A 19,707-nucleotide genomic window follows, 5' to 3' on the forward strand; every position below is an offset into this window, starting at 1 on the left:
GCGCGTTCGATAACGTACTGTAGAGGGGGGCGGCAAAACGCTGAATGCTGGGGCGGCTCAACAAATGGCGCGATCGTCTCAAGGTGCATTCACAGTGCGTGCTTTGCCCCAGTTGCGCCACGTTCCGTGGGTTTTCGCCGTCCAGCCGCTGATTTCCGGTTGTTTCGGCCCCGAAGAACCACTGCCTGGTATGACAGCCCCGCGTCATGGCGTAAAATTTCCACTTCGATATGAAGTAACGTCATTTACGCCAACTCATGCCAACGCCTGCGGACAAATCAAACTCAAAGGAAAGCGAGGGCGTTGCCGTCATCGATCGTGCTTGCGCGATTCTGTTCGCCTTCAGGCCGGACGACGTCGCGCTCACTCTCGCCGAGCTTGCGGCTCGCACGGGCCTCTACAAGAGCACGCTGCTGCGGCTGGCGGGCTCGCTGATTCAGCACCGCCTGCTGCTGCGACTGGACGACGGCCGCTATCAACTCGGCTCCGCCACCTTCATGCTCGGCGCGTTGTATCAGCGCAGCCTGAACGTCGGCGACATTGTGGTGCCGCTGATGCGTGAACTCGCTGAAACGAGCGGCGAAAGCGTCTCCTTTTATGTGCGCGACGAGGCGGTGCGTGTGTGTCTGCATCGTGTGGACTCGACGCATGCGGTGCGATTTCACGTGCGCGAAGGTGACGTGCTGCCGCTGGAAAGCGGCTCGGGCGGTCTTGCATTGCTGGCGTTCGGCGGCAAGCCGGGCGAGCCGTACGAGAAGATCCGCGAGGATTTCTACTGTGTGTCGATCGGCGAGCGTGACCGCGAGACGGCGGGGGTGTCGATGCCGGTGTTCGGTGTGCGGCAAAGTTTGCGTGGCGTGCTGACGCTTGCTGGCCCGAGTTCTCGCATCGATCAGGCGTTCCTCGAGAGCAATCTCGGCGCGCTGTTCGATTGCGCCGCACGCGCAACGGATGCATTAGGCGGCGACTCGCGCGCAATGCGCAACGCGCAGCGGCGCGCGGCCGAAGTTCAGGACAGGTGACGCTCGGGCTTGCCCGTGTACGTGTAGCTCATCTGGCGCGGCATCGGGCCTTTGTTGCGCTCGTTGCGTCCGCGTTGCTCCCATGCATGCGACAGAATGCCGACCGCGCGTGACAGGCAGAACACCCCGCGCGCCAGCTCCGGCGCAAAGCCGAGTTCCGCGTAGATCACGGCGGTAGCGCCGTCGATATTCATCGGCACAGGTTTGTTCTTGCGCTGCTTGAGCAAGGCTTCAATGCCGCGCGCGATAGCCGCGTATCGTCCGCTGATGCTTTGCTGTTCGACGCTTTCGTCCACGAGCGAAAGAAGCCGGATGGCGCGCGGATCGACCGGATGAAAACGGTGCCCAAAGCCGGGCAAATACTTGCCATGTTCGGCGGTAAAAGCATCGACACCTTGTTCGACCGCATCTTCCAACGTGGCACCCGCTTGCATGCGTTCGGCGATGGAATCGTACAGTTCGACCGCCTGCTGACCGGCACCGCCATGCACATCATCCAGTGCATTGATCGCCGAGGCCATCGCGCCGTTCAACGGCAAACCGCAACTGGTCGCCATCCGCGAGATGGCAATCGACGGTGCATGCGGACCATGATCGACCGATGCCACCAACGCCGCTTCGAACAGACGCGCTTGCGCCGCATCGGGCAGTTCGCCGCGCAGCATCAGCCAGATCATCTGCGGAAAGCTGGCGTTGCCGATCAACTCCTGAATCGGGAAACCGCGCACCTTGATCGAGCCGGGATGGATATCGATGATCGAGGTGCTCCAGTACTCGGCGGCGAGCTTGGCGGCGTCGAATGCTTGCGTCATGTTCAGATCACTCCTTCGGAGCGTAGGTGGTCGATTTGCGCGTCGTCGTAACCGAGCGAGGCGAGATGCTCGCGCGTGTGAGCCGATAGAACCGGCGCGGGTGCGGTCGGCGCTGTGTCGGCATCGGAGAGGCGAAAGCCCGCACGGGTGACGCGTTGCCGCTCAGTGGCGCCGTCGCCGGCAAATTCGCGGATGAACTCGCGCGATTCCAGATGCGGGTGCGCGAGAATCTCCGGCACCGACATCACGCGCCCGGCCGGCACACCTGCTTCGAAGAATTTGGCTTCCCAGTTCGTCGCGCTGTCGCTTGCCAGTGCCGCTTCTATTTCGGCTTTCAATGCTGCGCGATTCGCTTTGCGTGCGTTGCGCTCAGAGAAGCGCGCGTCGTCGAGCAGGTCGGCGCGGCCGATCAGATGGCAGAGGCTCGCGAACTGCTTGTTCTCGTTTGCGGCGATATTGAGGGGGCCGTCGCCGGTTTTGAAGGTGCCCGAAGGCGCGGCGGTGAAGTTCTCGTTGCCCATCGGCTCGGGCGTGACGCCGGCATTCAGATAGTTCGACACGACCCAGCCCATCGTCGCCAGCGTGGCTTCCAGCATCGAGACGTCGAGCATGCGGCCGTGTCCGCTCGCGCGGGCGTCGACCAATGCGGCGCAGATGCCGAACGCCGCCGTGAGACCGCCTACGGTATCCGATACCGGATAGCCGACGCGCAATGGTGCGCTGTCGGCATCGCCGGTCACGCTCATCACGCCCGAGATGCCCTGAATGATCTGATCGTAGGCCGGGCGTTTCGAAAACTCGCCGTCCATGCCGAAGCCGGAGATCGCGCAATACACGAGCTTGGGATTCACTTCACGCAGGGCGTCGAAATCGAGGCCGAGCCGCGTCATCACACCGGGCCGGAAGTTTTCGACCAGCACGTCCGCGGTTTTGACGAGCTCGCGCAAAATGGCCTTGCCGCGCGGGTCTTTCAGATTGAGCGTGATGGACTGCTTGCCCGCATTCACCGCGACGAACGAGGCGCCCATGTTGCGCATGGATGCGCCCTTGTCGGCGCCCAAACGCCGCGCAAGATCTCCGCCCTCGGGGTGTTCGACCTTGATCACGTCGGCGCCGAGCAGCGCGAGTTGATATGCGCAAAACGGTCCCGCCAACACATTCGATAAATCCAGTACCCGTACTCCAGCCAACGGCAGCGTCATCTTTGAAGCCTCTTGTTCAATGCGTTCAATGCGAAATTTCGTCGAGATTGCGATTGTTGGTACGCGGCCCGAAGATGCCGATCGCGCCCATCACCATCACCATCGACACAGTGATCAACGCGAACACGCCCGGCACCTGGAAGTGGCGCAGCGCGAAGGCGATCATGAAGCCGGAAAACATCGCGGATAAACGCGACATCGAATAGACGAAGCCAACGGCGCGCGCCCGCAAACGCGTGGGGAACAGTTCGGTCTGATACGCGTGATAGCCGACCGAGAGCAGCGTGCCGCTAAGGGTGATCAACACACCGAGCGTCATCAGCATGGCGGGCGAGGTTTGCGTCGCGAACAGACTGCCGAACACGGCGATACCGAGTGCCGACAACACGATCAAGGTCTTACGTTCAATGCGGTCCGCGATCGCCATGCCGATCAGCGGCCCGAACGGATTCGAAGCTGCAATCACGAACGAGTACATCAGGCTGTGCGTGATCGTTATGCCTTTCGAAACCAGCAGGGTCGGCACCCATGACGCGAAGCCGTAAAAGCCGATCGCCTGGAACAGGTTGAACACGAGCATCGTGATCGCGCGTTTGCGATACGGCGGCTGCCAGATTTCGCGGAAGGCCGCCTTCGTGGTGGCGGGCTCGACTGTCGGGACAGGGGCGGGCAAGGGCTTGCCGTATTGCTTCGCGACCTTCGCTTCGATCGCCTGCAGGACCTGTTCCGCTTCGGCGGCGCGGCCTTGCTGCGCGAGCCAACGCGGGCTTTCCGGCACGCGCCGGCGAATGGCCCACACCACGACCGCGCCGAGCGCGCCGATGATCACGACCCAGCGCCAGCCGTCGACGCCGTACGGCGTTTGCGGCACCAGCCACCATGCAAGCAGGGCGACCGACGGCACGGCGGTGTACTGCACCAGATGAACGAAAGCGAACGCGCGGCCACGCAGATGTTTCGGCACGAGTTCGCTGACGTACGTGTCGATCGTCACCAGTTCGACGCCCACGCCGATGCCCGCGATCAGGCGCCACAGATTGATGGCCGGCGCGCTGGTTTGCAGCGCCATGATCAGTGTGGCCGCGGAATACCACAGGAGCGAAACGGTAAACACAGTTCGGCGGCCATAGCGGTCCGCCATGCCCGCGAAAAAGAACGTGCCGATGAAGAGTCCCGCGAACGACGCCGCTACAAAAGCGCCCAACCCGGACACGCCGAAGAACGACGCGGTGGTCGTCGCGTAGAGCCCGCTTTTGACGAGGCCCGGGCCGACATAGGCCGTAAAAAACAGATCGTAGAACTCGAACCAGCCGCCGATCGACAGCAGGAATACCAGCATCCATACCGTGCGCGTCGCGGGAAGTCGGTCGATGCGCGCGTTGATGCCGGTCGTAAGTCCCTGCGCACCGGCGCTTGAATCGGGCGACGCGCCGGGTGCTTCGATCGGCAGGCTTGCCATGAAATCCTCCTTGGAGTGTCTCGTGCTGGGTCGTTCTGTCTAATAGAACGACGTTCTATTTAATGGGTGTGCCGAGATTAGTGCGTGTGGCGTCTGCCAGGAATTCGGGGTTTTACCTAGCCGTCAAACTCCCATTCGCTGCAACATCGCGAGAAGGGCGTCGAAGGAAAGCGGCTTGCGCGCGTATGCGATGCTGGGATTCGGTTGCACGGGGATATCCGCGGCCGCGCTGCACAGGATGATCGGAATCGCGCGCAGATTGGGGTCGTTGTAAAGCGCGGCGCACAGTTGAAGCCCCGACATGACCGGCATCATGCAGTCCGACACGATGATGTCGGGCCGGGTCTTGTTGATCTGTTCAAGCGCGGCCGCCCCGTTGGAGGCCGTCAATACGGCATAGCCATGCCGCTCCAGCAACAGTCGCCAGACCGTGAGGATGTCGAACTCGTCGTCCACGACCAGAATGGTTTTCATGGGTGGCTACGTTTCTCGTCGCGGCGTCAGCGTGGCCGACAGGCCTTGCGCTGAAACCACGTTGGCGGGGCTGAGCGGGCTTTCGATCACGTCGAGGCCCTGAGACGAAATGAGGAGCTCGCGCAGCGACGTGTCGTGCGCGCTTTCGCGTTGCTTGACCACTGAAATCATGCGTCGCAAACCCGTGTCCGTTTCGGCGTAGCGCAGCAGCACAAGGTTTTCGGTCAAGGCGGAGACCCGCACGCTCTTCGCGTGTCCGGGATCGGCGTAAAGCGGCAACTCCTCAGTCAGTATCGTGGTGACGCAGGCTTCCCTCAGTTGATGAAGCAAGGCATTCAGGAACAGGCCGAAGCGTTCGGTTCGCAAGGCGGAATCGCGAAAGCCTTCCACTCCGTCGATCACGATCCGCTTCGCACCGCTCTGCTTGACCGTGGCAAGCGCAACCGCCGCGAGTTCGTCGATCGCCAGTTCTATGGCGGGTTGCCATTGAATCATGAGGCGGCCGTCGTCGTACGCGTCGGCGAGATCGATCGAGACGGCTTCGGCTTTGCCGACCAGCCGCTGCGGCCCTTCGTAAAATCCCAGGTACGCGCAGCGTTCGCCGCGCGCCACGCCGGCCGCGAGAAACTGCAGGCAGAGCAGGGTCTTGCCGACACCTGACGGCCCGATCAGCGTGGTCGTGGAACCTTGAGCAAAACCGCCGCCGAGCAGATTGTCGAGATGCGGGAGACCGAAGCCGAGCCGTGTTTTCAGATCGACCGGGCCTGGTTGCGCGGCGCATTGCGATTCCAGGCGCGGGAACATCAGAAGCCCGCTTTCGGCGATGCGAAAGAAATGCTTGCCCATCAGATGGTTGCGCGCCCGCATCTTGTGCACTTCGATTTCGCGTCCACGGCGCATGCCGTCGTTATAGCGGTTCAGTTCGATCAGGCCGTCAACCAGCGTGTGCTCGGGGTGTGGTTCGTTGCCGGAGAGCGGCGCGAGCAACAGCGTAGTGCAATCCATTGCCGCGGCCAGCGCGTTCAGTTCGTGGATGAACTTCGATAGCGACAATTCGGTTTCGCTGAATTCGCGTGCGCTGCGAAAGCCGTCGATGATCATGAGGCTCGGCCGATGGTCGTAAATGCTCGACGCAATCAGCTTGAGGAAGCCATCGAGACCGTCCTGCATCAGCTCGTGATAGCCGGACACGAACAGCATTTGCTGCGCGACGGCGGTTTCGTCGAAGAAGCTCAGGCCTTTGAGGTGCGCCAGCAACTTGTCGTGCGACTCGGCGATCAGGGTCACGTAGAGCACTTTTTCGCCCTTGCTGACACGATGAAAGCCAATCTGGCTCGACAGAATCGTTTTGCCCGCACCGGCCATGCCTTCCAGCAGATAGACGCCGCCGCTGACCAGACCTCCGCCCAGGATCTCGTCGAAACCGGGGACACCTGTTTCGATGTTGGAGCGGGAAGGTGTCTGAGATTCGTGGATAGTCATTGTCGATATGTCGTTCAAAGTACGGAGGAGCGACAGCTTGCAAATGAAATCAAGCGGATGTGCATCGCTCAACCTAACCGCGCCAGCAATTCGCGTTCCTGGTCGTGGGCGGCGCTAAGCGCGTCGGCATTCGGTGAGGGGAAACCTGGCTGCGCCCGCCTCCCGCTTGGTGAGCAGCAAGGAAGAGGCCAGTGCGCAAGGGGCGCGGGAGAGGGAGCTTACAGGGCGGGGCACCGGGAGTGTGGCGGTGTTTTTTTCAAATCGATGCAACGAAGGGGGCACGGCAATGGAGGAGACGAGATATCCCTCGCGCATGCAAAGTGCCCGTCATGCGCGAGGATGAGGCGTTTTCTGCTCGGTCGGTAATGGCGCGGCAATGAGCCAGTTGCGCCTTAGCTACACGCGAAACTGCTCGCGGCATTAATATCGCCGCCTTGATAACGGGCGACTTTCGGATACGCACAGAGCGGCCGCGTGCGTCCCGCACCCCAATCGGCCGGCACGTCCGTGTTCGGCACTACATTGCTCGCATCGCGCGCGGTGGCGACCACACTGTCCGGCGCCTTACCCTGTTCGACCCAGGCGATCATCGGCGTGAGCATGTCGAACTGGTCGGTGCTCGGACCGCCGGAGCAGTGGTTCATGCCGGCGATCGTGTAGAGACGGGCGAAGTTCGAGGCGTCGCCGCCATTGGCTGCCGTGAGCCGCTGGTACCAGTCGGTCGTATCGTTCGACGAAAACACCGGGTCGCTCGTGCCGTGATAAACCATGAGCTTTGCACCGCGTTGCTTCAACGCACTGAGGTTGGTCTCGTCGGGCGGCGTCATGAACGACCAGGCGGACTCGCTATACACGCCACTCGTGGCGAAGATCTTCGGCGCGTCGGTATCCATGCTGAAGTTCAGCGCGTAGGCCGACAACTGGCTCAACACCGATGCGCTCTGTGGCGGCGTGGTGAACGTGAACGCCGCAGCGGCGGGATCAAGGGTGATCGAGTTCGCCTGCTTCCATGCCGACCAGCCAGGGCCGAGGCCGGCGTCGTATGGAAAGCTCGAATACAAGGCCGTGCCGGCGCTGTTGCGTGCGCCTGAGAAGACGTTGCCGATCGCGTCCTTCTGCGCGCTCGTCAGACAGGTTCCGTCGCGCACGTTGTTCGTGCAGGTGGGTACGTCTGTCGCCAGGCTGAAATTTGCCTGGCATGCCTTGATATCCTGAATGAGGCCGTCGCTGGCGCCGTCGAGTGAATCACATTTGGCCAGTATCTTCGAGGCCACCATTTGACGTTCCGCTGCGGTAAAGCCGGTCGTGATGTCGGGCAGGCCGTTCGTGGTCGCGGCGGTCGCCACCTTGGCCAATTGCTGCGCGCTCCACATTTCGCCGATTGCCGCCTTCGGCAAGTGGAAGCCCGGGTCGCCGGCAATGATCCCGTCGTATTGCGCCGAAGAACGTGCCGCCGCGACCAATGCATGACGGCCACCGTTGGAGCAACCGTCGAAATAACTGCGGTCCGGCCCCTTGCCGTAGGCGAGTTTGATCACCTGCTTGGCCATCGGCGTGAGCGTGGCGACTGCGTTGTAGCCGTAGTCGAGGCGTGCTTGCGGGTCGAGGCCGAACAGCGGGTTTTGCGACGCGCTGTGGCCTGCGTCCGAACTGATTACAGCGAAGCCCATGTTGAGCGCGTCGTTGGTCGGGCCGCCGCCGCCGATTTCACCGGTGGCGGTCACCACATTCCCATCAAGTCCGCCATTGGCCTGATAGAAGAAGCGCCCGTTCCATGCCAGCGGCAGACGCATCTCGAAGCCGATGGCGTACGTCTTGCCATCGACGCCGCTCACGCGCTGATTCATGCTGCCCTGGATCAGGCAGTGCTCGGCGATCGGTTTGCCGGCCACCTTGAGCGTGCCGGCCGCGACGTCTGACACCGAGGTGAAGACGGTGTTGGCGAACGTGAGTTTCGCGGCGAGCGCGGCGCAATTGCCGGCGAGTGTGCCGGGAGTCGCCGCATTCAGTTGTGGCAGGGCATTCGTGCTCGTGGTGGCCGGGTCGCTGACATCATTGCCGCCACACGCGGCGAGAGTCATTGCCGCCGCTGCAGCCAGTGCGATGGATGTGTGCTTCATGCGGTATCCCCTAGAACGAGTGACGAATGCCGAGCATTACGCCGGTCTGGCCGGTGCCCGCCGTAGGTGTCGTGCCGCCGCCACCGGCGCTGACCGAGTAGCGGGCCTTCGCGCTGTTGGCGAGATACGAGCCCTGCGCGTAGACGGCGGTGCGTTTCGACAGCAGATAGGTGGTGCGCAGCGTGCCCATCGTGGCGCGCGTGTCGTGCTCGCTATTGGTGATGTGATAGACCTCGCCGTCGACGATGAAGGCCGGCGTTACGAAGTACGAGGCGCCGACGAAGAACAGATTCGAGCGCACGGCTGCGATCGTGACGGCCGATGGTTCGACCCGGCGATTGAGCCAGCCCGCGCCGATCTTCGCCTTGCCGATGTTGGCGTAGGCGCTGACGTGGGTGCGAATATCTTTGTCGGTGGCATTGGTGAGCGGAATGGGCGCAACGCCGTCGAAGAAGTTCGCCGCAGCAGTGCTCCCGCCGCGTTGCTCTTCATACGACGCCGCAACGCCGAACAGCGGCGCGTCGTACTTCAACATCACCGACCACTCACGGCATTCCGTTGCATGCCCGGCGACAGAGCCGGTGCAGGTGCCCTGGCCCGGCGAGTTGCCGGTGCCCACCGCGTCGCGGCCGAATGAATAGTTCGCGCCGAGCGTCACGCCCGCATAAGTGCCGAGGTAGCTCACCGAATTGTCGGCGCGGGCGTTCGGCACGTAGGCGTCGAGCGAGCCCAGCCCGTAGATGTCCGGACCAATCAGGTCCGCGCCCATCAGCGCGAGATACGTCATCGTGTACTGTCGCCCGAACGAAACGGTGCCGTACGGACTCTTGATGCCGACGAATGCCTGACGTCCGAACAATCGGCCGCCCTGACCGAGATCGCCGGCGCGCACGTTGAAACCGCTTTCCAGCGTGAATACCGCGCTATAGCCGCCGCCCAGATCTTCATTACCGCGCAGGCCCCAACGCGAAGGCAGTTCGCCGGTGACCGACGGCATGCGAAAGACGCTTTTGCCCGCGGCGTTTGCGTGCGATACGTATTCGATGCCGGTGTCGATGATGCCGTAGAGCGTTACGCTCGATTGAGCCGCCGCGGCGCCGCTGACGGCGCACAATGCGCTGCAAAGAAGAATGCGTGTGGATGCTTGCATGCTGGCTGTCTCCAAACCGTTGATCGAATGTGGTTGTTGTTGGTGGGTTTTCTTGAATCTTCTTGAGTCTTTTTGCCTGGTCCGGTCAGTCGTCAGCACGCGGACGGCGTAGCAACAACAGCGCAGCCGCGGCGGCGATCAGCGTGACGGGAATGCTCGCGCCGATCACCGTCGACGAACTGCGCCCCATCGCCAGCAATTGACCTGCTGCCAGCGGTCCGACCACCGAGCCGATACGGCCCACCGCCACCGCCGCGCCGACGCCGGTGCCGCGCATGGCAGTCGGATAGAACGCGGCCGAGAGTGCGTACAGCACCGATTGCCCACCGATCACGAACATCCCCGCGAAGAAAGCGGAGGTGGCGAGCGCGCCGAAACCGGGCGCCATCGAGAGCGCCGCGAGCGACGCGATGATCCCGACATACATGCCCGCCACGACGAGACCCGAACGCATCCGGTCCATCAACATGCCGATGCACAACGCGCCGATGCCGCCGCCGATGTTGAAGAAAATCTGCACATAGCCCACTTGTGCGCGTGACAGACCGCTTGCGGCCATCAGCGAAGGCAGCCAGTTGAGCAGGAAGTAGAGGACGATCAGCGTGCAGAAATAGCTGACCCAGATCTGTACGGTCGAGAGGCCGCGTGTGCCGCCGAACAGGATTTCGCCGACCGGCGCGGGCTTTGCCTGACCGTCTCGCGAGGCTTGGGTGAATGCCTTCGAATCCGCGAGAAACACGAGCAACAGCGGCACTAGCACGAGCGGCCCTGCGCCGCCGACATAGAAGATGTGCCGCCACTCGGTGTCGCCCGCGCTCAACACGCCGATCATCGAAGCGATCACGCCGCCGAACGGAATGCCGCAATACATTACGCTCACGGCGGTGCTGCGCGAGCGCGGCTCGACCGCTTCCGACGACAACGCGATCAGGTTAGGCAATGCACCGCCAAGACCAATGCCCGTCAGCACCCGCACGATCACCAGCGTGTGAAAGTCGCTTACTAGCGCGGTTGCGATCGACAGCAAGCCGAACAGGCATGCGGAAATCACCAGCACGCGCTTGCGGCCGATCCGATCGGCAAGCCGTCCGCCGAACATCGCACCCGGCAGCAAGCCGAAGGTCCCGGCGCTGAACGCGAGACCCATTTGCCCGACCGAGAGACCGAACTCGCGCGCCATCCGTGGCGCGGCGATGCCGACTGACTGCAGATCGAGCCCTTCGAGCAACGCGACGGCAAAACACAATCCGAGTGTGACAAAGGCGCTTGTCCGGCTGGACGTCGCCGGTCCTGCAAGGCTTTCTGTCGAGGGTAGTATTCCGGCTCTTTTCACGTTAGTGATCCTTATTAAAATGCGTGGTTTTCCGGCGTCGATGAAGAGCGGCAGGTGCGGAGCCGCCGTCTGGTGTGCCGGCTTGGCGCAGAGACGGTTGCGTTTGCTCAATGCCGGGGCGGTCCGGTGTTCCAGACCGGCTCGATGAAACGGGACTCAGACCGCCGTCGAGGTCATCGAGGAATGCTTAAGAACCGCCCGGCGAAAGCCGCAGCGCACAGCACATCGGTTCGATGTCTGCGTTGCTGTCCGTTTGATTCGACGCGATGCAACGCGTCTCCACACGCTGCATCGTGGATAGGATTTAATATCAGGTAGACTGATAATACAAGTGCAAATGCTTCGGTGAAAACACCTAGCAATTTGCAAAGACGGAGAAGTTAGTCGCGCAGGTTGCGCACGAAAGTTTCGAGGTGAGTTTGTACGACGCCGGCCGTGTCGAGCTCGAGACCTTCCATCATCTGTTTCTCGATCGTCTTCACCGCTTGCTCGCATTCGCGCAGCACGGCCCGCCCTTCATCGGTCAGTTGCAGCAGCACGATGCGGCCGTGCGTCGGGTCCGGCTCGCGGCTGACCCAGTTCCGGCTCGCCATGGCGTTCATCACTTCATTGGCCGATTGCGGCGTGATGAAGGAGCGTTCGGCCACTTGCGCATTGGACGCCTGCCCCTTTGCGTCTAGCACCGAAAGCGCGGTGAATTGCGAAAGCGTGAGACCGAGTGGTGCGAGTGCTTCGGTCATGCGGCGCCGCAGGATGCGGTCGAGACTTCCGATCACGTAGGCCAACCGCAGATGCGGGCGACGGGTACGCGTAGTGGTGGGTTCGGCGGGCGAATCTGGATTTTTGCTCATGGTGGGCTGGAGGTCCGGTCTAGCCTGCATCTTAGCGCGCCTCTGCGTTAATTCGACCGATAGGGGTTTGCACCGAGTCAGCGAAATTCCGCTTTACATATCAGGTAGCCTGATATTAAATGCACTCATCGGGCCGCTGCTGGGGTCAACATTCACGGAGAAAGTAGATGAGTTACGAAGGTCGTTGGAAAACCGTCAAGGTCGATGTGGCAGAGGGCATCGCATGGGTTACGTTCAATCGCCCGGAGAAGCGCAATGCGATGAGCCCGACTTTGAACAAGGAAATGATCGAGGTCCTCGAGGCAGTCGAACTGGACGCCGAAGCGCAGGTTCTCGTGCTGACGGGCGAGGGCGACGCGTGGACCGCCGGCATGGATCTGAAGGAATATTTCCGTGAAGTGGACGCAGGCCCGGAAATCCTGCAAGAAAAGATTCGCCGCGATGCATGCCGCTGGCAGTGGCAGTTGCTGCGCATGTACGCGAAGCCGACCATCGCGATGGTCAACGGCTGGTGCTTCGGTGGCGGCTTCTCGCCGCTGGTGGCGTGCGATCTCGCAATCGCCGCTGACGAAGCCGTGTTCGGCCTCTCCGAAATCAACTGGGGCATTCCGCCGGGCAACCTGGTGAGCAAGGCGATGGCGGATACCGTGGGGCATCGTCAGGCGCTTTACTACATCATGACCGGCGAGACGTTCACGGGGCAGGAAGCCGCGCGGATGGGTCTCGTCAACAACAGCGTGCCGCGTGCCGAACTGCGCGAGGCGACGCGTGTTCTCGCAGGCAAGCTGTTGCAGAAGAATCCGGTGGTGCTGCGCGCGGCCAAGCACGGTTTCAAGCGTTGCCGCGAACTGACGTGGGATCAGAACGAAGATTACCTGTACGCCAAGCTGGATCAGGCACAACTGCGCGATCCCGAAGGCGGCCGCGAGCAGGGCCTGAAGCAGTTCCTCGACGAGAAGGCGATCAAGCCGGGTCTGCAAACCTACAAGCGCTGAGCGATCGCCGGCGCCAAGATAGCGCAGGCAGATACACGCGCAGGAAGACTGGCGGGACGAGAGACATAGCGAGGAGACGAGACACATGCATGAAGTGACATTGTTGATCGGCGGCGAGAGCCGAGGCGCATCGGACGGCAGAACATTCGAGAGGATCAATCCCGCGAGCGGCGTGGCGGCTTCGCGTGCGGCTGCCGCCACGTTGGCCGATGCCGATGCGGCGGTCGAATCCGCTGCGCGCGCGTTCCCGGCATGGTCCGCGTTGGCGCCGACCGAACGTCGCAAACGTCTATTGGCTGCAGCGGATCTGATGGATGCGCGCACCGCGCAGTTCATCGAAACCGGTGTGGCAGAAACCGGCGCCATGCCGAACTGGTACGGCTTCAATGTGATGCTGGCCGCCAATATGCTGCGCGAAGCTGCTGCGATGACCACGCAGATCGACGGCGACGTGATTCCGTCGGATGTGCCGGGCAGTCTCGCGATGGCCGTGCGCCAGCCGTGCGGTGTGGTGCTCGGCATGGCGCCGTGGAATGCACCGGTGATTCTCGGCACCCGGGCAATTGCCATGCCGCTCGCGTGCGGCAACACAGTCGTGCTTAAGGCTTCCGAAGGCTGTCCCGGTGTGCATCGACTGATCGGCAGTGTGTTGCAGGAAGCCGGCCTCGGAGACGGCGTGGTGAACGTCATCACGCATTCGGCTGAAGATGCGCCGGCGATCGTCGAAAGGTTGATCGCGCATCCGGCGGTGCGGCGGGTCAATTTCACCGGGTCGACGCGAGTTGGGCGCATCGTCGCGCAACATGCCGCGCAGCATCTGAAGCCGGCGTTGCTCGAGCTCGGCGGCAAGGCGCCTGTGGTGGTGCTCGACGATGCCGATCTGGATGCGGCGGTGGACGGCATCGCGTTTGGCGCGTTCTTTAACCAGGGGCAGATTTGCATGTCGACGGAGCGGCTGATCGTCGACCGCAAAATCGCCGACGTGCTGGTTGAGAAGCTCGCGGCCAAAGCACGAACGCTGAAGGCGGGCGATCCCGCTGCGGCCGATTCCGTGCTCGGTGCGCTCGAAAGTGTGGCGGCGGCACGGCGCATCAAGGCGCTCGTTGACGATGCGCATGAGAAGGGCGCGAAGCTGCCGGTCGGCTGCTCGGTTGACGGTGCGGTGATGCAGCCGGTGATTGTCGATGGCGTGACGCGGGACATGTCGCTCTATGCCGAGGAATCCTTCGGTCCGGTGGTGACAGTGCAGCGCGTGGACAGTGACGAGGAAGCGATTCAGGTCGCCAACGATAGCGAATACGGTCTCTCCGCGGCAGTATTCAGCCGCGATATATCGCGCGCGTTGAATGTGGCGAAACGCATCGAATCGGGTATCTGTCACATCAACGGGCCGACTGTGCACGACGAAGCGCAGATGCCGTTCGGCGGCGTGAAGAAGAGCGGCTATGGGCGCTTTGGCAGCAAGGCGTCGATCGCCGAGTTCACCGACTTGCGCTGGATCACGATTCAGACCGGCCCGCGGCACTATCCGATTTGATTGTGCGCGGTCGAATGGCCGCGTTGGAGCATTAAAGGAAGGTCGCGCCGCCGCAGAGAACGGGGCGCAGACTGCTTTCCATGGAGACAGGCGTTGCATTCCGAGCCGAGACAACCGAACACTTCCATCGCGCACGACAACGCGTCGACGCATTACCGCGCGACGACGATCGGCGCGTCATCGTTGCACGCGCAACGGCACGGCGACACGTGGTATTTGCGCGCTGCCGAGCCGCTCGGCGAACACCCACAACGAATGACCGACCGGCTCGCGAGCGGCGCGCGCGAACATCCGGAGCGCTGGCTGGCGGCGCGACGCGGCAGTGGCGGTCAATGGATCGGCCTGAGCTACGCGAAGGCGCTGCAAAGTGCTCGCGCGATTGGGCAAGCGCTGCTGGCGCGTGATCTCTCCGTTGAGCGTCCGGTCGTGATTCTCTCGGGCAACGATCTCGAGCATCTGCAACTGGCGCTCGGCGCGATGTGGGCCGGCATTCCGTATGCGGCAATCTCCCCGGCGTATGCGCTCGCTTCCGGCGACTTCGGCAAGCTGCGCCATACGATCGATCTGCTGACGCCGGGCCTGGTCTTCGCAACGGGCTACGACACCTTTGCGAGGGCGATCGATGCCGTGGTGCCAGCCGACGTCGAAGTCGTCGCTGCAACAGAACCCAAAGAGCCGCAGGCGGCGCGCAGCGTGACTTCATTCGGCGACCTGCTGAATACAACGCCCACCACAGTCGATTCCGTTCAGGCGGCGTTGAGTCCGGACGCCATCGCCAAGTTTCTGTTCACGTCAGGCTCGACCAAACTGCCTAAGGCCGTGCCGACCACGCACCGCATGCTGTGCAGCAACCAGCAGATGCTGCTCGAAACGTTTCCTGAGTTCGCGAACGTGCCGCCGGTGCTGGTTGACTGGTTGCCGTGGAATCACACCTTCGGCGGCAGCCATAATGCGGGCATCGCGCTCTACAACGGCGGCACGCTCTATATCGACGATGGCAAGCCAGTCAACGGCAAGTTCGAAGAAACGCTGCGCAACCTGCGTGAAATCGCACCGACGATCTACTTCAACGTGCCGAAGGGCTGGGAAGAACTGGCCATCGCGCTGGAGCAGGACGCGCAATTGCGTGAGACGTTTTTCTCGCGCGTGAAGGTGTATTTCTTCGCGGGCGCGGGGCTTTCGCAGGCGGCGTGGGACCGGCTCGAACGCGTCACCGAACAATATTGCGGCGAGCGCATTCGCATCATGGCCGGACTCGGCATGACCGAGACCTCGCCGTCTTGTCTGTTCACCACAGGTCCGATCATGCGCGCCGGCTATGTCGGCTCACCGGCGCCTGGCTGTGAGGTCAAACTCGCGCCGGTCGGCGACAAACTGGAAGCGCGTTATCGCGGACCGCATGTGATGGCCGGCTATTGGCGCGCGAATTCCGCGGAGTTGGACAGCGTCTTCGACGAAGAAGGCTACTTTTGCAGCGGCGACGCGTTGCGCTTTGTCGATATCGAACGACCGGAACTCGGGCTGCTGTTCGACGGTCGCATCGCCGAGGACTTCAAGCTGAGTTCAGGCACCTTCGTCAGCGTCGGCCCGATGCGGGCTCGCGTGATTTCCGAAGGCGCGCCGTACGTGCAGGACGTGGTCGTTACCGGGATGAATCGCGACGACGTGGGTTTGCTGGTGTTTCCGCGGCTCGACGATTGCCGGCGACTGGCTGGTTTGCCTTTGTCGGCCAGCGCGCGTGAGGTGATCGAAGCACCCGCCGTGCGCGCGCATTTTGCAGCCTTGTTGGCAACGCTCAATCGCGGTGCGACTGGCGGCGCGACGACGATCGCCCGTATCCGGCTGATGGACGTCGCCCCTTTGCTCGATCTCGGCGAGATCACCGACAAAGGGTCGATCAATCAGCGCGCGGTGCTCACGCATCGGGCGGCGCTCGTCGAAGCGATGTACGACGCGGCACAGCGCGACCCCGCCGTGATTTACGCGGCTGCGTGTGGCGCGACGTAAGGCACGCATCGTTCGCTAACCCTGGGTCTCTCGTCGCACGGCAAAGGCGCTTCGCCGTATACAATTCGGCAGCGCCTGATTCTTGCCCAATACTGACCTGATCCCACTCATGCCGAATCCGACCCGGGCCTTTCTTCTCGGCCCGCTCCTGAAAGGCGTTTCACGCTCCTTCTATCTCACCCTGCGCGTGCTGCCCGCGGGGATGCGCGATCCGATCGGCCTCGCGTACCTGCTCGCGCGCGCGGCCGACACGATTGCGGATACCTCGCTGATCTCGCCCGAGCAACGCCTTGCAATGCTGCTGTCGCTGCGCGACCAGATCAACGGCGCCCCGAATGACGGCGCGCTGCTCCAGCGCATGGCCACTGAAGTGGCGGGCCAACAGATCCAGTCCGATGAAAAGGTGCTGCTCGAGTCGCTAGGACCTGCACTCGAGGTGCTGTCGCAACTGAGCGAGTCCGACCGCAAGGCCGTACGCGAAATCGTGTCGACGCTGACCGAGGGCATGGAATTCGACCTTCGCAAGTTCCCTGACGAACGTTCCGGCCAGATCGCCGCGCTCCGCAAGTACGAAGAACTCGACCGCTATACCTACCTGGTGGCCGGCTGCGTCGGCGAATTCTGGACCACCATGACCTACGCGCACATGCCCGGTACGCTGAAAGAGCGGCCTGAGATCATGGCGCGCCGCGGCGTGCGTTTCGGCAAAGCGCTGCAGATGACCAACGTGCTGCGCGATTGCGGCAAGGATCTGCGGATCGGCCGCTGCTACCTTCCGCAGACAATGCTCGATCAATATGGTCTGAGCGCGCAAGACCTCCTGCAGCCGGCAAATTCCGTTCGCGCCCGGCCGCTGATGGTCGAACTCGTGCGCAAGTCGCTGGATCATTTTCGCGAGGCATTGGACTACACGCTGGCGATTCCCGCGTTTTCAGTGCGTTTGCGCCTCGCCTGCTTGTGGCCGATCCTGATCGGCCTCGATACGCTGCTGTTGCTGGTGGATAACAATGACTGGCTCGACCCGGCCAAGGTCTCTAAAGTGCGGCGCAATCAGGTGTATCAAATCATTGCGTCTTCACTGCTGCTGGTGCCTTCGAACGGTCTGGTGCGGGCGTCGGTTGAAAAGCGGATCAAGCAAATCGAAGCTCGATTCTGAGCGTGGGTTGCGATGGTTTTAACGTGGATTCAGTCATGCCGCATAGCCGATTCACGCGGCATTGCCTTTCAACTTAATCCGCATTATTGAATCGCCAGCAATCGGGAAACCCCTGGCACCCTGCATTGATGGTTCGCGTTAGTCTCTTCAAAAGAGGAGACGATTCATGAGACAAGCGTTCAATATTGCAGTGGTGTTGTTGCTTGGCTATTTGATGGCGGATAGAGCGCTGATGCGCGCGCAAGCCGGAGAGATGGGGACAATTACGTGCCACCAGGGCGCGGAACTGGTCAAAGCGAATGCGTTGAAAAAGGGTTTCGGTGACGCCGGGGCCAGCAGCCAGGGTGAAAATTTCCTGTCGAGCTGTCTCGTCACGGGTCGTGGCCAGGTGGGCGATCTGATCGCTCGCGAATAACGCAAGCAGCCTGGCGCCGCTAAGGCTCAGGCCAGACGTAGCACGACATAAACAAAAAGCGCCCAGACCGTGAAGGTCCAGGCGAAGTCATCGGGAACCCGATGACGGAGGTATCGAATACAGAACTGGCCCGCGATCGGGGATACTCGGTCGCGGGCCAGTTCGTTTGAATCAGAGCGTGCGGCTGTGTTGCGGGCTTAGCGGTCGATCAGGGCAGACGGCGTGGCCTCTCTGCCTCGATCCGCTGGACGGCCTGGTTGCCAACTGAGTTGGCAGCTCAGTTACCAGCTTAGTTACCGAAATAAACCGACTTCGAACCGCTCATCGGAACCGGCTGGCCCGACTGCGACGAGCCGTTCGCCACACCGCCGTAGCTGCTTTCTGCGGTACCGTTTTGCTGGGCGACACGAGCTTGTGCAGCCTGGATGTCAGCCGGATAGTACGGGTCGGAACGGCCCGGCTGGTAGCCTGCCTTTTCGAGTTGAATCAGTTGCGCGCGGACTTCGGCGCGGGTCACGGGCTGGTTGGACTGCGCGAACGAGGCAACAGGAGCGGCCAGCACAGCGGCGACAACAACGGCTTGAATGAGCGATTTCATGATGAACTACCTCCAGTTCGGTCTTTATCTTGCTACGAGCGGTGTTGTTCGTAGTCAGTGATTGCATTGTAGTTTTGCGATCTGACCGGAGTAATCATCAATTCAGCTAATGTTTGTTGCGAGATTTGCAACAAAAGAAGAGTGCTTTGGTTAATGCGCTCTTGTGCGCATCGCGAAAAAAAGGGCGCCGACGGCGCCCTTTCTCCCTTTACGACCTGACGTTCAACTCAAACCGCTGCGGGCCGCCACTTCAACAGCCGCTGTTCGACCGCAGTCAGCAGGTAGTCTGCGGCGAGCGCGACCACCGCCAACACGATCATCGCCGCGAACACGCCGCTTGCGTTGAACGCGCCTTGCGCAGTGGAGATCAAGAGACCGATACCTTGCTTCGAGCCGAGGAATTCGCCCACCACCGCGCCGACCAGCGCAAAGCCGAAGCTCACGTGCAAGCTGGCGAGAATCCAGCTCAATGCCGACGGGATCACCACCGAGGTTGTCACCTGACGGCGCGACGCACCCAGAATCTGCGCATTCGCGATCATGTAGCGGTCAGCTTCACGCACACCCTGGAACGCATTGGCGAACACGACGAAGAACACCATCACCACTGCCAGCGCCACCTTCGAAGCCATGCCAAGACCGAGCGCAATCACGAACACCGAGCCGAGTACGACGCGCGGAATCGAGTTGGCGATCTTGATGTAGAGGCTGAACACATCGGAGAGCAGCTTGTTGCGCCCGAGCACGATGCCGCAGAACACGCCCGCTACCGAACCGATAATGAAGCCAAGCCCGGTTTCTTCGAGCGTGACCCACACCTGCGTCAGGAGCGGTCCTTGCGACGTGCCGTTCACGAACCAGTCGATGATCTGATCGAAGATCGCACTCGGCATCGAAAAGAAGAACGGATCGATCCACTTCAGGCGCGCGGACAATTCCCATCCGCCGAGCACAACCACCAGCACGACAATACGCAGCGTGATCACCAGCGCATGACGTTGGCGGATACGTTTTTGCGCGACGCGTTCGACTTGCGCGAGCGACGCGGGATCGATGCCCGAAGGCATCGTCTGTTGAGGGGTAGTAGACATGTT

General features: G+C 62.0%; 17 protein-coding genes. 6 read left to right on the plus strand and 11 right to left on the minus strand.

From position 1 onward, the window contains the following. Positions 1-257: 257 nt before the first annotated feature. A complete protein-coding gene (locus KHO30_RS05540; protein WP_093637631.1) occupies positions 258-1,022 on the plus strand; it encodes an IclR family transcriptional regulator in 765 nt (254 codons plus the stop codon). Here the strand turns inward: KHO30_RS05540 and KHO30_RS05545 are convergent. The 9 genes from KHO30_RS05545 to KHO30_RS05585 all read right to left on the minus strand — a co-directional run bounded on the left by KHO30_RS05545 (position 1,010) and on the right by KHO30_RS05585 (position 11,905). Next, on the minus strand, positions 1,010-1,834 hold the full coding sequence (locus KHO30_RS05545; protein WP_211700287.1) for a citryl-CoA lyase: 825 nt from the start codon (positions 1,832-1,834) through the stop codon (positions 1,010-1,012). The genes KHO30_RS05540 and KHO30_RS05545 overlap by 13 nt on opposite strands. A gap of 2 nt (positions 1,835-1,836) precedes the next feature. Continuing rightward, the gene (locus KHO30_RS05550; protein WP_200621456.1) at positions 1,837-3,036 is read right to left on the minus strand and encodes a CaiB/BaiF CoA transferase family protein; all 1,200 of its coding nucleotides are present in this window, start codon (positions 3,034-3,036) and stop codon (positions 1,837-1,839) included. Positions 3,037-3,061: 25 nt separating this feature from the next. Further along, positions 3,062-4,495, minus strand: coding sequence for an MFS transporter (locus tag KHO30_RS05555; protein ID WP_200621455.1), 1,434 nt, complete (start codon positions 4,493-4,495; stop codon positions 3,062-3,064). Positions 4,496-4,618: 123 nt separating this feature from the next. Then, positions 4,619-4,969, minus strand: a complete 351-nt coding sequence (locus tag KHO30_RS05560) for a response regulator (RefSeq protein WP_093637618.1) — start codon at positions 4,967-4,969, stop codon at positions 4,619-4,621. A 6-nt stretch (positions 4,970-4,975) separates the two neighbouring features. After that, positions 4,976-6,451 carry an ATPase domain-containing protein gene (locus KHO30_RS05565; RefSeq protein ID WP_093637615.1) on the minus strand — a complete coding sequence of 492 codons (1,476 nt, stop codon included), beginning with the start codon at positions 6,449-6,451 and terminating at the stop codon, positions 4,976-4,978. Positions 6,452-6,843: 392 nt separating this feature from the next. Beyond that, positions 6,844-8,571 (minus strand): tannase/feruloyl esterase family alpha/beta hydrolase, encoded by a 1,728-nt coding sequence (locus KHO30_RS05570; protein WP_211700288.1) that lies wholly within the window; start codon positions 8,569-8,571, stop codon positions 6,844-6,846. Between the two features lie 10 nt (positions 8,572-8,581). Then, the gene (locus KHO30_RS05575) at positions 8,582-9,721 is read right to left on the minus strand and encodes a porin (protein ID WP_200655594.1); all 1,140 of its coding nucleotides are present in this window, start codon (positions 9,719-9,721) and stop codon (positions 8,582-8,584) included. 85 nt (positions 9,722-9,806) lie between these two features. Further along, positions 9,807-11,039: a 3-(3-hydroxy-phenyl)propionate transporter MhpT gene (gene mhpT / locus KHO30_RS05580; protein WP_425312891.1), complete on the minus strand. Its 1,233-nt coding sequence runs from the start codon at positions 11,037-11,039 to the stop codon at positions 9,807-9,809. Between the two features lie 395 nt (positions 11,040-11,434). Continuing rightward, on the minus strand, positions 11,435-11,905 hold the full coding sequence (locus KHO30_RS05585) for a MarR family winged helix-turn-helix transcriptional regulator (RefSeq protein ID WP_175049047.1): 471 nt from the start codon (positions 11,903-11,905) through the stop codon (positions 11,435-11,437). 167 nt (positions 11,906-12,072) lie between these two features. On the opposite strand from KHO30_RS05585, the gene KHO30_RS05590 reads away from it, so the two are divergent. From KHO30_RS05590 to KHO30_RS05610, 5 genes are all read left to right on the plus strand, one after another. Next, positions 12,073-12,900 carry a p-hydroxycinnamoyl CoA hydratase/lyase gene (locus KHO30_RS05590; RefSeq protein WP_093637597.1) on the plus strand — a complete coding sequence of 276 codons (828 nt, stop codon included), beginning with the start codon at positions 12,073-12,075 and terminating at the stop codon, positions 12,898-12,900. Between the two features lie 85 nt (positions 12,901-12,985). Continuing rightward, positions 12,986-14,437, plus strand: a complete 1,452-nt coding sequence (locus tag KHO30_RS05595; protein ID WP_211700290.1) for an aldehyde dehydrogenase — start codon at positions 12,986-12,988, stop codon at positions 14,435-14,437. 93 nt (positions 14,438-14,530) lie between these two features. Then, the gene (locus tag KHO30_RS05600; RefSeq protein WP_425312878.1) at positions 14,531-16,444 is read left to right on the plus strand and encodes a feruloyl-CoA synthase; all 1,914 of its coding nucleotides are present in this window, start codon (positions 14,531-14,533) and stop codon (positions 16,442-16,444) included. 109 nt (positions 16,445-16,553) lie between these two features. Beyond that, on the plus strand, positions 16,554-17,600 hold the full coding sequence (locus KHO30_RS05605; protein ID WP_211700291.1) for a phytoene/squalene synthase family protein: 1,047 nt from the start codon (positions 16,554-16,556) through the stop codon (positions 17,598-17,600). 166 nt (positions 17,601-17,766) lie between these two features. Continuing rightward, on the plus strand, positions 17,767-18,015 hold the full coding sequence (locus KHO30_RS05610) for a hypothetical protein (RefSeq protein ID WP_093637584.1): 249 nt from the start codon (positions 17,767-17,769) through the stop codon (positions 18,013-18,015). Between the two features lie 289 nt (positions 18,016-18,304). Here the strand turns inward: KHO30_RS05610 and KHO30_RS05615 are convergent, their stop codons facing one another. Beyond that, positions 18,305-18,613, minus strand: a complete 309-nt coding sequence (locus KHO30_RS05615; RefSeq protein ID WP_200621429.1) for a DUF4148 domain-containing protein — start codon at positions 18,611-18,613, stop codon at positions 18,305-18,307. 227 nt (positions 18,614-18,840) lie between these two features. Beyond that, entirely contained in the window at positions 18,841-19,704 is an 864-nt protein-coding gene (locus tag KHO30_RS05620; RefSeq protein WP_054035533.1) for an ABC transporter permease, read from the minus strand. Between the last annotated feature and the right edge of the window lie 3 nt (positions 19,705-19,707).

This window comes from Paraburkholderia aspalathi (assembly GCF_905220735.1).
Classification (GTDB): Bacteria; Pseudomonadota; Gammaproteobacteria; order Burkholderiales; family Burkholderiaceae; genus Paraburkholderia; species Paraburkholderia aspalathi.

Coding starts and splice junctions, on each gene's coding strand:
- KHO30_RS05540 (WP_093637631.1), top strand. CDS start 258: ATGCCAACGCCTGCGGACAAATCAAACTCAAAGGAAAGCGAGGGCGTT.
- KHO30_RS05545 (WP_211700287.1), bottom strand. CDS start 1,834: ATGACGCAAGCATTCGACGCCGCCAAGCTCGCCGCCGAGTACTGGAGC.
- KHO30_RS05550 (WP_200621456.1), bottom strand. CDS start 3,036: ATGACGCTGCCGTTGGCTGGAGTACGGGTACTGGATTTATCGAATGTG.
- KHO30_RS05555 (WP_200621455.1), bottom strand. CDS start 4,495: ATGGCAAGCCTGCCGATCGAAGCACCCGGCGCGTCGCCCGATTCAAGC.
- KHO30_RS05560 (WP_093637618.1), bottom strand. CDS start 4,969: ATGAAAACCATTCTGGTCGTGGACGACGAGTTCGACATCCTCACGGTC.
- KHO30_RS05565 (WP_093637615.1), bottom strand. CDS start 6,451: ATGACTATCCACGAATCTCAGACACCTTCCCGCTCCAACATCGAAACA.
- KHO30_RS05570 (WP_211700288.1), bottom strand. CDS start 8,571: ATGAAGCACACATCCATCGCACTGGCTGCAGCGGCGGCAATGACTCTC.
- KHO30_RS05575 (WP_200655594.1), bottom strand. CDS start 9,721: ATGCAAGCATCCACACGCATTCTTCTTTGCAGCGCATTGTGCGCCGTC.
- KHO30_RS05585 (WP_175049047.1), bottom strand. CDS start 11,905: ATGAGCAAAAATCCAGATTCGCCCGCCGAACCCACCACTACGCGTACC.
- KHO30_RS05590 (WP_093637597.1), top strand. CDS start 12,073: ATGAGTTACGAAGGTCGTTGGAAAACCGTCAAGGTCGATGTGGCAGAG.
- KHO30_RS05595 (WP_211700290.1), top strand. CDS start 12,986: ATGCATGAAGTGACATTGTTGATCGGCGGCGAGAGCCGAGGCGCATCG.
- KHO30_RS05605 (WP_211700291.1), top strand. CDS start 16,554: ATGCCGAATCCGACCCGGGCCTTTCTTCTCGGCCCGCTCCTGAAAGGC.
- KHO30_RS05610 (WP_093637584.1), top strand. CDS start 17,767: ATGAGACAAGCGTTCAATATTGCAGTGGTGTTGTTGCTTGGCTATTTG.
- KHO30_RS05615 (WP_200621429.1), bottom strand. CDS start 18,613: ATGAAATCGCTCATTCAAGCCGTTGTTGTCGCCGCTGTGCTGGCCGCT.
- KHO30_RS05620 (WP_054035533.1), bottom strand. CDS start 19,704: ATGTCTACTACCCCTCAACAGACGATGCCTTCGGGCATCGATCCCGCG.